The 13170-nt window shown below is 23.9% G+C and carries 13 protein-coding genes; 2 read left to right on the top strand and 11 right to left on the bottom strand.

Translation table 4 applies throughout. The features are described 5' to 3' along the window. Positions 1-857 precede the first annotated feature (857 nt). A complete protein-coding gene (locus D2845_RS06340) occupies positions 858-1934 on the top strand; it encodes a BspA family leucine-rich repeat surface protein (protein WP_117275967.1) in 1077 nt (358 codons plus the stop codon). Between the two features lie 274 nt (positions 1935-2208). Continuing rightward, entirely contained in the window at positions 2209-4200 is a 1992-nt protein-coding gene (locus D2845_RS06345) for a BspA family leucine-rich repeat surface protein (protein WP_197712586.1), read from the top strand. A 185-nt stretch (positions 4201-4385) separates the two neighbouring features. Here D2845_RS06345 and D2845_RS06350 read toward each other — a convergent pair whose 3' ends face one another. From D2845_RS06350 to D2845_RS01835, 11 genes are all read right to left on the bottom strand, one after another. After that, positions 4386-4535 (bottom strand): hypothetical protein, encoded by a 150-nt coding sequence (locus tag D2845_RS06350; protein ID WP_170107393.1) that lies wholly within the window; start codon positions 4533-4535, stop codon positions 4386-4388. Positions 4536-4556: 21 nt separating this feature from the next. Further along, positions 4557-5249 (bottom strand): hypothetical protein, encoded by a 693-nt coding sequence (locus D2845_RS06355; RefSeq protein ID WP_110858396.1) that lies wholly within the window; start codon positions 5247-5249, stop codon positions 4557-4559. Beyond that, a complete protein-coding gene (locus D2845_RS06360; RefSeq protein WP_117275968.1) occupies positions 5243-5848 on the bottom strand; it encodes a BspA family leucine-rich repeat surface protein in 606 nt (201 codons plus the stop codon). The genes D2845_RS06355 and D2845_RS06360 overlap by 7 nt, the downstream gene beginning before the upstream one ends. A gap of 55 nt (positions 5849-5903) precedes the next feature. Then, entirely contained in the window at positions 5904-6287 is a 384-nt protein-coding gene (locus tag D2845_RS06365; protein WP_117275969.1) for a hypothetical protein, read from the bottom strand. After that, complete coding sequence (locus tag D2845_RS06370; protein WP_117275970.1) at positions 6277-7797, bottom strand: BspA family leucine-rich repeat surface protein; 1521 nt, start codon at positions 7795-7797, stop codon at positions 6277-6279. The genes D2845_RS06365 and D2845_RS06370 overlap by 11 nt, the downstream gene beginning before the upstream one ends. Further along, a complete protein-coding gene (locus tag D2845_RS06375) occupies positions 7782-8621 on the bottom strand; it encodes a BspA family leucine-rich repeat surface protein (RefSeq protein WP_117275971.1) in 840 nt (279 codons plus the stop codon). Before D2845_RS06375 ends, D2845_RS06370 begins: the two co-directional genes overlap by 16 nt. After that, complete coding sequence (locus D2845_RS06380; RefSeq protein WP_110858393.1) at positions 8596-9318, bottom strand: Mbov_0392 family ICE element protein; 723 nt, start codon at positions 9316-9318, stop codon at positions 8596-8598. The genes D2845_RS06375 and D2845_RS06380 overlap by 26 nt, the downstream gene beginning before the upstream one ends. A gap of 86 nt (positions 9319-9404) precedes the next feature. Beyond that, on the bottom strand, positions 9405-10178 hold the full coding sequence (locus D2845_RS01820) for a C-5 cytosine-specific DNA methyltransferase (protein WP_110858392.1): 774 nt from the start codon (positions 10176-10178) through the stop codon (positions 9405-9407). An 814-nt stretch (positions 10179-10992) separates the two neighbouring features. Then, positions 10993-11658: an Mbov_0400 family ICE element protein gene (locus D2845_RS06385; protein WP_110858391.1), complete on the bottom strand. Its 666-nt coding sequence runs from the start codon at positions 11656-11658 to the stop codon at positions 10993-10995. A 484-nt stretch (positions 11659-12142) separates the two neighbouring features. Further along, positions 12143-12586, bottom strand: a complete 444-nt coding sequence (locus D2845_RS06390; protein WP_110858390.1) for a hypothetical protein — start codon at positions 12584-12586, stop codon at positions 12143-12145. A gap of 75 nt (positions 12587-12661) precedes the next feature. Next, the gene (locus tag D2845_RS01835) at positions 12662-13120 is read right to left on the bottom strand and encodes a single-stranded DNA-binding protein (RefSeq protein WP_110858389.1); all 459 of its coding nucleotides are present in this window, start codon (positions 13118-13120) and stop codon (positions 12662-12664) included. Positions 13121-13170: the final 50 nt, after the last annotated feature.

Consider the following 13170-nt stretch of genomic DNA (forward strand, 5'->3'; position numbering starts at 1 on the left):
TTTTAGTTTTAATAATAAAACTCTTTAAATTGAATTTAGATTCAAAAAAATAATAAATATTTGGTCGTGTCCAATTTTAAGTGGGAAGAAAGAAAAATCTAAATTAAAACTTATTACAAATTATGAAAAATATACTATTTAAATATATTTTTATAATCTTTTTATATTTTTAGTATTTTCAGAAAGCGATATATGTTTTAAATTAGACTTTCTTTTTTTTCTTTTGGTACACACTTTTAATTTAAAGTTTTAATTTTTATTACATATTATGAAAATGATAAAAAAATACTTAGTTTAATTTCAATTCTAACTATAAAAAGTAATATAGTTATATCTTGTAAGAAACCTAAAAATAGAATTAATAAAACATCTAAAACTAATTTAATTCTTTGGTTTGTTTTTATATATATTGTATTTATTCAAACTATAATTTGTGACTTCTTTTCTTAAAAATATAGTTCTTAATGAGTTTAAATAACTTTCATCATTCTTTTCATTAATTTTGATACTATATAGTATTAAAGTCATAAATTAAAGATTCAATAAATTAACCCGAACCAGTTTTAGATTAATCTTTCAATCAAATTAATCTAAACCGATTTTAACAAAAGCACAGCAACATCTGTGTTTTTTATTTAATTTTTAATATTTAAAAGATATAAATCAACAATTTTTATCTATTATTATTAAATAATAGATATCTTTGTTTTGTGATATAATTAAATTACCAAAAGTTAAAAGAAAATCTTAACAATAAAACATATATTCTTTCCAAAAAAAAGAAAGGATATGTGTTTATTTTTATTTTTTATAACTAAAAATAATTATTACTAATCCAATCATCAAAAAGGAATATTATGTCAAAAAAATCAAAATGAAAAACAAGAATAACACCTAAAAAAGCAATTTACAATGATGATGAAACTGAATGTCTAGAAATAGGTTTTGATTCTTCAGGAACAATCATTCCATTTCTTGAAACAACAAAAAAAGTTCCAAAAGAACTTCCAAAAGAAATCACCAGTTTAGCATATGCTTTTGCATCAAATCAAAATAAAACAATCGAAGGAATTCAACATTGAGATGTTTCTAATATAACTAATATGGAAGGTATGTTTGCATATGCTTATAATTTCGATCAAGATATATCGAATTGAAATACATCAAAAGTTACTTATATGAATCATATGTTTGCTTTAGCAGAATCCTTCAATCAAGACATATCATCTTGAAATACATCCAATGTTACTGATATGGGTTTGATGTTCTATTTTGCCTCATCCTTCAATCAAGACTTATCAAATTGAAATACATCAAAAGTTACTTATATGAATCATATGTTTTCCTTTGCCAGTTCTTTCAACCAACCATTGAATGATTGAAATGTCTCTAAAGTAACTGATATGGAAGGTATGTTTGCACATGCTTATAATTTCAATCAAGACATTTCAAAATGAGATACATCAAATGTAACTAATATTAAAGATATGTTTACTTTTGTAGAATCATTCAATCAAGGAATTGGAAACTGAGACACTTCAAATGTAACAAATATGTTCGGGATGTTTTTAGGAGCAATATCCTTCAATCAAGACATTTCAAAATGAAACACATCAAATGTAACTACAATGTCTGACATGTTTTCAAATGCCAAATCCTTCAATCGTCCATTAAACGATTGAAATACATCAAATGTAACTAATATGGAAGGTATGTTTGCACATGCTTATAATTTCAATCAAGACATTTCAAAATGAGATACATCAAATGTAACTAATATGAAAAGTATGTTTTTAAATGCTAAAAGATTCAACCAAGACATTTCAAAATGAAACATAGAGAACTTAAAAACTAAACATTGAATGTTTAAAGATTGTCCAATTTTAGATAAATATAAAATTAAATTAAAAAGAAAAAAATTCAACCAAAACTAATTTAAGAACCAAGTCTCAAAATAACCATTTTTTTTAATTTTACTAATCCAAATAATAGTTTTCATCCAAAAAAACTATCTTAAATTAAGTAACTTTTATCTTTTTAGCATATATATTCAATATAATATATTTTGAAAATTAGATATGTAAACTATTTTCTTACTTTTTGTGCTATATAATTTATTACTATAGTCAAACAAAAAAACTAGCACAAATTATAATTAATTAAACTAAAAGAATTACAACAAATAAAAAAGTAAAGGAGAAAAAAAATATGAAGAAAAAGATTAATAAATCAAAAATAAAAAAGATTCTTTGATTTTCAATTTTTGCACCAATTGCAATTGGTTCATTAATTGCTATTTCTTGTACAAACAAAGACAAAAAAACTACTTCTTCCTCAACAATCAACATTGGTAATAAAGAAGTTTTGTTAAATAAATTAAGATTACAAGAAAAACTTGTTGATGAATCTTGAAAAACAAAACAATTAAAACTAGAAAAAAACAGTGATGAATATTTAAAATATCAAAAACAATATCTTGATTTTATTTCATTCAAAAACCAAGCATTTCTAGCATCTTCATCAGAAAAAACAATTGAAGAAGCAATCAAAAAATCAGAAGAGTTTTTAAATGACATTTTTGCTTCTCATCATCAAAAACTAGATTTAGAAAAATCTCTAGAAAACACAGAAAGAATTATTAATCTTCGGAAAAGATTTTATGACCTTTTAACAAATGAATATATCACTCCACCATATGATAAATTAAAAGAAGAGTTCAAACAAAAAACATTTGAACATAAAGGAAAAAAATACAAAATCTATTCAGAATATTTAGAAATAACTCAAAACATATCAGTTTTAGACTATGAAAGATATGCCAATGAATTAGAAAAACTTGTAAATGAGTTTGAAAAAAGAGCAGAATGAATAGTTGATAACACATACCACAATGATTTTGATGTTGACCCTGAAAATATTGAACCTAGAGAAGGTAAATATGATTTTTTTGAATGACAAAAATACATGCAACTCTTAGTAAAAAACGCTTGAGCAAGATATTTCCAAAATAAAATTAAACAAGGTGAAAAATATAATGATATTTTAGATAGATTAAGAAACAAACTAAAAGAAATCACACTTGATCCAGGTTATTCACACTTAGGATTGGATGGTTGAGAAGAATATGTTATTCTTCATCCTTCAGAAGCAGAAAAATCTGTTGATTTAACAAGTTATAATTCATTCAAAATAATGGTTTTTGCAATGCCAATTGAATTGTTTTTAAGAAGTAATCCAAAATCGGCAATTGACATTGTAAAAGAATATTGAAATGAAGAAATTGCTCCTAATATCACAACATATCATTCATACATAGTTTTATTTAATAAACTTAAAAAAGGTTTTTATAAATGAGCAATAAGAAAATATGATTTTGATTTATATCCTGAAATAAAATCAGATAATCTTCGAATCCAAAAAAATAGAGATTTTATTCCTACAACATTTCCTGATATAAATTACAGTAATTCCTTTCCAATTTTAATCAATGGTCAAGACCCAAAAATAACAGTAAAAGCATTAAAAGAAGATTCATCCAAACCAACCATATTCAAAACAAAAGATGGTAAAACAAAAGGGACATATGATCGAGATTTATCAAGAAGAAGAGATATTGAAGAAATTATTCAAATTGGATATTTCAAAAATAAAAATAATCAAATCCAATCAGTAAAAATGCCTGCTTACTTCCAACAAATTCCAAAAGATTTACCAGAGGAAATTACTTCTACAAAATCTATGTTCCAAGGAATCCAAGACGCATTTTCTGACCAACTAGTTAACTTTGTCAACCACCCTAATATTTCAAGTTGAGACACCTCAAATGTGACTGATATGTCTCATATGTTTGAAAATGCATCTAAATTCAACCAAGATCTTTCTAACTGAGATACATCAAATGTAACTGATATGAATCATATGTTTGCTGGTGCAATTTCATTTAATCAAGATATTTCTAATTGAAATGTCTCCAAAGTAAAAAATATGGAATCAATGTTTAAAAATGCATTGAAATTCAATCAAGATATTTCAGATTGAAATGTATCACAAGTAGAAAATATGACAACTATGTTCTTTTTTGCCTCATCCTTTAATCAAGACTTATCAGATTGAGATGTATCAAATGTACAAGGTTGACCAACATTGTTTTATAGGGGTGCTAAATCTTGAACAAATGGAAAATATCCTAAGTTTAAATAGTTTTTCAATGTTTAACTATGTTATTTACTAAAAGTAACATAGTTTTTTTATTTTAAAAAAGATTCTTCAAAATAAACTTTATTTTTGTTTAAATTAAAAATGATTCAAACAAAAAAACTATACTATTAATCTAAATAGTATAGTCACATTGAGATTGATTGATTTTTTCTTTATATTATATAAGACTAAGATTTGTCTAATCTTTTTAAAAGTTCTATAAAGTGTTTATCTTTCATTGTATCGTCCAGATTTTTTTCAATAATTTTCATCATTAGTTTTTTATCGGTAAATCTTTTTGAATTTTCTACAAAAGTTCCTTTTGGTCATTTATCCATATTATATCTCCTTTTTTTTATTTAATTATCTTTAATAAGATTTAACAAATCTAATTTAAGTAAATAGTTCTTATATTGGATAATTAAATCATCAACATCTAAAATCTCAACATTTCTAAGGTCATTTATATAATAAACAAATTCAAAATAGTTTTTAATAATTTTTGGTTTTGAAGTTTCAGAATCTATTAAATAATTAATAATATCGCCAACATTTTTATTACCAAAAGACAATTCATCAATTTTATTTCATCAGTTAAAATCTTTTTCAAGATTTTTTTGACTAAAACCAATATTGTTTTCGTCTAAAAAATTAATTATTTGTTGTTTTAAACCATCTAAATGATTATATCTTTCAACTTCAAATGCTCAAGTTCAAAAACTAAAGTCTTTGTTAATTCAATTATGCTTTTCAATTAATTCACTTGGAAGTATTTCATTTTGGAATAATAGTGAATATTTTTCAATTTTTTCTAAATCTTTTGGATTTAAATCAGTAGATTTTTTAATTGTTAAATATATTTGTTCTTTAGGATTAATTTCTTTAATTTTTGAAAAATTATCATTAATTTTTTTAATTAATGAAACAAAAATTATTTGTTCATTCTTAGAAAAACTCTTTAATTTTTTATTTAACAAAAAACAAAACTCTTCTAATTCTTTTTGATTGTTAAATAGAACATTAAAATTAATTAATTCTTGTTTTTTTAACATATTTTCTCTTTAATTTTAGGTTTGTTTTTTTCAGAAATTGGACAGTATCAAAACATACTTTCCATATCAATTATATTTGATGTATTTCAAGATGAAATGTCTTGATTGAAGGATTTTGCTCAATGAAACATTTTGGACATATTTATAACATTTGAAACATCTCAAGAACCTATTGGTTGATTGAAGGATGAGGCAAAAAAGAACATAGTTGTCATATTTTCTACTTGTGATACATTTCAATCTGAAATATCTTGATTGAATTTCAATGCATTTTTAAACATTGATTCCATATTAGTTACATTTGAAGTGTCTCAATATGAGATGTCTTGATTGAAGGATTCTGCAAATTGAAATGTTGATTTCATATTAGTTACATTAGATGTATCTCAATACTGAATTCCTTCGATTTCTTTGTTTAGATTTCTTGCAAAAGCATATGCTAAACTGGTGATTTCTTTTGGAAGTTCTTTTGGAACTTTTTTTGTTGTTTCAAGAAATGGAATGATTGTTCCTGAAGAATCAAAACCTATTTCTAGACATTCAGTTTCATCATCATTGTAAATTGCTTTTTTAGGTGTGATTTTTATTTTCTTTTTCATTTGAACTCCTTAGTTTTTATTTCATTAATTTTGGGTTAAAGTAACAGTAATTTTTTTAGTCATACTCATTTTCAAAATCTCCTTTCTTTTTAGTATCTTCAATTTCTATTAAAATCTTATCTATTTTATTACTAATAAAATCAACAAACTCATTGTTATTTTTTTTAGATATTTCATTATCAATATCTTTATTTTTTGATGAATCTCAATTAAAATCTAAAATCTTGTGTTCTTTTTCTTTGTTTTGAATTTGTTTCAATGTTTCAGCAAATGTTTCGATGATAGATGGATTTTTCAAAGCATCTTTTAACTCTTCATTGGTTATATTTTCTTTTGTATATTTCAAATAATCACTTAACCTACTTTGTTTAATTATTTCAAGCAAATCATTAGAAAGTTTTGTTTCAACTTGTTCTTTTTTGAGATTTTTATCATTCATAATTATTTTTTACTTCTTTGTTTTTTGATGGACAAAACTCATTTTTGATTGGACAAGAAGCAAACATATAAGACATTTTTGTTTTTTTATTTAGATTTCATTTTGAAATATCTTGATTGAAGGATTTTGCTCAATGAAACATTTTGGACATATTTATAACATTTGAAACATCTCAAGAACCTATTGGTTGATTGAAGGATGTTGCTGAGGCAAACATCCCTGACATATTAGTTACATTTGATGTATCTCATTTTGATATGTCTTGATTGAAATTATAAGCATGTGCAAACATTCAAGACATATTTGTTACATTTGATGTATTTCAAGATGAAATGTCTTGGTTGAAATAACTGGCAAAGGAAAACATAAAACTCATATTTGTTACATTAGAAACATCTCAATTATTCAAAGGTTGGTTGAAAGAACTGGCAAAGGAAAACATATGATTCATATAAGTAACTTTTGATGTATTTCAATTTGATAAGTCTTGATTGAAGGATGAGGCAAAATAGAACATTTTAGACATATCAGTTACATTTGAAGTGTCTCATTTAGATATGTCTTGATTGAAGGATTTTGCTTCTTCAAACATAAAACTCATATCTGTAACATTTGATGTGTTTCAATTGTCTAAAGGTTGGTTGAAGTTTGATGCCTTGTAAAACATAAATCTCATATTAGTTACATTTGATGTATTTCAGGTGTTCAATGGTTGGTTGAAGGATTCTGCTTCTTCAAACATAAAGTTCATGTCAGTTACATTAGAAACATTTCAATTATTCAATGGTTGATTAAAGGATTTGGCATATGCAAACATTCAAGACATATTTGTTACATTAGAAACATTTCAATTATTCAAAGGTTGATTGAAGGATTTTGCTCAATAAAACATTCAAGACATATTTGTTACATTAGATGTATTTCAATCGTTTAATGGACGATTGAAGGATTTGGCATTTGAAAACATGTCAGACATTGTAGTTACACTTGATGTATTTCAATTTGAAAGGTCTTGATTGAAGGTTTTGGCATATGCAAACATACCTTCCATATTAGTTACATTAGAAACATTTCAATGTTTTAAAGATTTATTGAATTTTTTTGCATTTCTAAACATATTATTCATATTAGTTACATTTGATGTATTTCAATTGTTTAATGGACGATTGAAACTTTTAGCATCTTTGAACATACCTTCCATATCTGTTACATTTGAAGTGTCTCATTTTGAAATGTCTTGATTGAAATAACTGGCAAAGGAAAACATAAAACTCATATTTGTTACATTAGATGTATCTCAATACTGAATTCCTTCGATTTCTTTGTTTAGATTTCTTGCAAAAGCATATGCTAAACTGGTGATTTCTTTTGGAAGTTCTTTTGGAACTTTTTTTGTTGTTTCAAGAAATGGAATGATTGTTCCTGAAGAATCAAAACCTATTTCTAGACATTCAGTTTCATCATCATTGTAAATTGCTTTTTTAGGTGTGATTTTTATTTTCTTTTTCATTTGAACTCCTTAGTTTTTATTTCATTAATTTTGGGTTTGTTTTCTTTTTTCATTGATTTAGCATTCAAAAACATACTTTCCATATTAGTTACATTTGATACATCTCAATCTGATAAGTCTTGATTGAAAGATATTGATGAATCAAACATTTTTTTCATTGATTTAACATTAGAGACATCTCAAGATGAAATGTCTTGATTGAAGGATTTAGCATTTGAAAACATCCAGGACATATTTATAACATTTGAAACATTTCATTTAGATAAAGATTTATTGAATCTTCTTGTTCCCAAAAACATCAAACCCATATTAATTACATTAGATGTATCTCAGTTGTTTAATGGACGATTGAAACTTTCAGCATCTTTGAACATACCTTCCATATTTTTTACTTTGGAGACATTTCAATTAGAAATATCTTGATTAAATGTTTTTGTATAACCAAACATTCAAGACATATCTTTTACTTTGGAGACATTTCAATTAGAAATATCTTGATTAAATGCTTTTGCATCCAAAAACATTCCTGACATATTCTTGACATTTTTAGTATTTCATTTTGAAATATCTTGATTGAAGGATTGGGCATTTTCAAACACTGAAGACATATCTTCAATTTTTGATGTGTTTCAATACTGGATTCCTTCAATTTTTTCATTTATATTATTTTTAAATGCTTCAAATAAACTAATAATTTGTTTTGGTAGTTTTTTTGGAACAAACTTGACTGTATATGGAAATGGTTCAATGAAACCATCTTCATCTCATCCAATTTTTAAACATTTTGTTTTATCATAATTATATTTTGCACTTTTTGCCTTCATTAGTGCTCCAAATGCAATTTTGGTCAATTAAATCTTGATTGTTTAAAAAATTGAATGCTTCATCAATTTCTTCTTTTTTGTTGTCGAAATCAACATAAAAGTCTAAAAGATTGTCTAAAGATTTTTCTGCAAGATATTCTTTTACTATTTCAATGATTTCTTCTTTTTTGCATTCTTTTGCTCTTAGATATCCATCAATTTTTACAAATTGAGAATCAATATTTTCTAAATCTTGTAATAAATATCAATGTTGACTTTCATCTTTATAAATATCAACACTTTCTTTAGCATTTGAAAGTATATTTTCATATTCATAGATTTCATTTTCTTCTAAAATATCTTGAATGTAGATATTACAATTAAAAAGATTTCTTAATTCATCATTTGTTATTTCTAGTAAATCTAAATAAAGGTCATCTAATTGCTCTCAATTATCAACTAAGTTTCAAATCTGAGAGATTTCATCTAAGGTTGTTTTTTCATCAATTAATTTTTTATATATTTTTTCTTTTAATTGAGTTGGTAATTCACTAAAACCAATGTCAATTAGTTTTATTAATTTAATGTAATATTCTTTTGTTTCTTTGTTGATTGAGTTATTTGCTATTCTATTAAAAATATCAGTTGTTGTTGTAACTAAAATAGTGTTGTCGAAAGATGTTAAGTTTGGGATATTATGTGGTGTAAAGTAATTCATATTTTTTCCTTATTTTATTTGGTTGTTGTTTATAGAAAATAAGGAATATAACTTATTATTAATTTAAATCAATTAGATAATTTCTATTATTTAAACTTATTTAATATTTGGTTTAGAATATCAACAATTAGTGGTTCAGGGATTTTAGACCTTTGATTATACCCACCATTTTTAATATGATTTTTATTGTATCCAGTTTTCAAGATTTGTTTTTTTAATTGAAGTTCTAAATTACTTTTGAAAATAGTTGGTTTTTGACTAAAACTTAAATCATAATTGTAATAATAGGTTGGGGTTTTGATACCATAAAAGTTTCAATGTTGTTCTTGAAAATCTCATAATTTGGAAGTTCTTGGATTTTCAATAACTCAATATTTAGGTTGGAATGTTTCAATTATATGAACTGTTGCTCCGGCAGTTGATTCTCCATTTAAACGGTTTTTTTCTTTTTTAACAAAATCTCTAACTCGATTTTTGATTGTTAAGTCTTTAGCTCTTGTTTGATATCATTTTCTATTCAGAACAATCCAATTAGTATTTGAATAATCTTGAGACATTCGACAAATACTATCTGCAATTGAGAAAGACTCGCAAGGTGGACTAGCAAGAATGATATCTGGTTTTGGAAGTTCTGCTAAAGTACTAATTAAATCTTTGTTTGTTAAAGATAAATCAATTTGTTTATATTCATAAACAATATTATTTTTAATTTGTTTGGTTTGTTCAAATGAATTCATTCCAAATCCATAAACTTTTATGTTTTGAAATGATTTAAACAATTCTTGGTTGTTTAATATAGTATTTTTATATGAACAAGAAGTGTCATCAAATAGTAATCAAAACACTAATTCATTTTTCATTATTCTCCTTAATTTGGTAAACTAAAAATTAAAATTAAATAAATAAGTTATAAGTTTCCTTATTTGTTTTGGTTTTTTAGTATTTTCAAATTAAGAAAGTAAAAAATAAACACATATCCTTTCTTTTTTTTGGAAAGAATATATGTTTTATTGTTAAGATTTTCTTCTAACTTTTGGTAATTTAATTATATCAAATTAAGTAATTTTATTTTAAAGAAGATATTTTTAATTAAATTAGAGTTTTAATTTAAATTATTGTTTTTTGATTTTATAAATTATATTTAATTATATTTTTTTGATAATCTTCGTCAAATATTGTAAAAAAAGTGTGCAAATACACACAAATTTTAAAAGTTGTAAACTTTTTTATCTAAATCTTGTAAATCCCTTGCACTAAAAGTTATAAAAAATAATATAGAAGATTTTAGATATATGTTACTTGCAATTGTTTTTCTACCACTAATCTACCACTAATCTACCACTTGTGGTAGATTAGTGGTAGAAATTAAAATATAAATAAACCAAGAAAGTTATATCTTTCTTGGTATCAGATACTTTTTATTTTTTGACTAAGTTAATTTTATAGTCCGGTCAGATAAAGTATAACTCCCGATACGCGTTTTTAGGAGTTTCTCGACAGCACACTCTCCAATCCCTAACAGGAATTAACAATATTGTAACGCATAAAATATAAACATTATTGATAAATGTATTGAAAAATGCTGAATAATCTATGTACCATTAATCTACCATAATTGGTAGTTGCTAATACATAAATTAATTCCAAATACTATTATTTAATTACCATTGAAACTTAATTTTTGTTGTTGTTTCATTTGTCATATCCTAAACTAATTAAATGTTCTTTTAATTCCTTAATTTCTTCTTTCTTTAGATTTAGTACTTTTAATTTATCCAAAGATATAAAATTGCTATCTCATATTTCTTTATATATTTTTATAAAATCTATAATTTCCTTTTTAATGTTGATATCAATTTCATTTTCTCAAAGAAATTGAGTTTGATTATTTTCAAATCCTATTACTTGTGAGAATCAAATATTATTTGAGATTAGATTCTTATTCATTTTTAGCATTACTTTGCCATAAATCTTATCATTAACTTTGACATCATTTAAATTACTGTTTGAGTCATATAAATCTAAAAACATTTGCTTATCCATTATATTTATTACTGAACAATTAATCGAATTGCCTAATTTATTAGTGTTTTCATTATATATATTTCTATTCTTTATTATCACATTTGTTTTATCATTATATGTATTTTCTTTATTTCCTTTTGTTATAGTTTTCACTGCCAAATAGTAAACATATGTTCTTGCAAAAATAATTAAATATGGTCGATTTAATTTGAGAAATCCCGTCTCTATATTCTTAGCATTACGATTCCTTGAAATTGGAAAATTATTTGTTTCATTTCTAACTTTGTATATTCTTCCAAAGAATAAAGTATTCATAATTTAAATTATAAATAAAGTCACCTATAATTGGTGACTTATCTATTTTATTCTTTTTTTTGTTGTTCAATATTAATATAGACAACGAGCTGGTAAAAATATAAACCTCTGATACGCGTTTTTAGGAGTTTCACCCACTCTCCAATCCCAACTGGAATTAACATTATTATAACATATATTTCAATTTGGAGTATTATATAAAGATAATAAATAATTATGTATATATTGTATCTAGTTATTTACATTAAATATACATTAGTAAGAATGAAGAACAAACATGAGAAAGTATGTTTATGATTATTTTTTTTATACTAATAATACCTTATATCAATAGATGTGTATAAATATAATAATATGCTTATTCTAATGTCTTTGAGTTTTCTATAATAAAGAAAAAAGTCATCAATAACTTGATGACTAATTATTTTATTCTTTTTTAGATGCCACCAGTTCTGCAACTCAAGGAAGACAAAATATAAACTCCCTATCCTTGTTTTTTTAAAATTGCTTTATATGTTGTTAAAAAGATTAAAGGAACAAATCCTGGGTTTAATTCATTATTTGATGAAAAATATGAATAAGATTTTTTTCAAGCAGATAATTCAATTGCATTAAGAATAATAAAAATAAATGAAATTACTGTGAAAATAATTGAGGAAGAATAAAGTCATCAAGGAATTGTTTTAATTTCAGATTTCTTTAATAAATCAAGAACAATTGGTTTTAATAAAAACAAACTTAATAAGATAAATAATGAACTTAAAAAAATTATTAGAAAAAATAGTAAGTTTATTTTTTTAGTATTTTTTTCAGTTAAAAAAAGTTTATAAAGGTTTTTAGGGATTTCTTTTTTATGAATATCAAGATTTGAAAATGAAGAAAGATTTACAATTTCACTATTTGTTGTGGTTTGAGTGTTGTTTATCATTTTTTATTTTAATCTAATATGAAATTGAATTACATCAAAAACTATAAGAATTATTATTTAAGAAGATTATTTGATTTAGGTTGGTCAAGATAAACCATCATCTTCGTCTGGAATTGATGTTTCAGATGGTGATGATTTTGAATCTTCAATGTCAATTGATGTGTTTGAGAAGTCTTCAACAACAGTTTGTTCAATTTGATTCTTTGTTACAAAATCTTGAAGAAAAGATGATACATCTGGTTTAAATGGTTTAATTTTTGAGACATTTATAAAATAATCTGAAATAGTTTTGTCTGGTAAAACATAATTTTTTCCTTTTACAAAATAACCTTCTATTTCAACTAAATCTCCTTTTTTGAAATTATTATTAATAAATGAAGCAGTTTTTGCTCAGGATGAACAAGGTAAATATTGTGGTTTGGTTTCTAAATCATAAGATGTTAAAACTGTAAACTTTGAATATTCTTGTCCATATGAACTGGTGCCTTTGTATGGGTCATTTACTAATTTTCCAATTAAAAATGCTTTATTCATATTGATTTTCTTTTTTAATTAATTTTTGGTGGATTTCCACCTTTTTATTG

Origin of the sequence: Metamycoplasma alkalescens (assembly GCF_900476125.1) — a bacterium.
GTDB lineage: Bacteria > Bacillota_I > Bacilli_A > Mycoplasmatales > Metamycoplasmataceae > Metamycoplasma > Metamycoplasma alkalescens.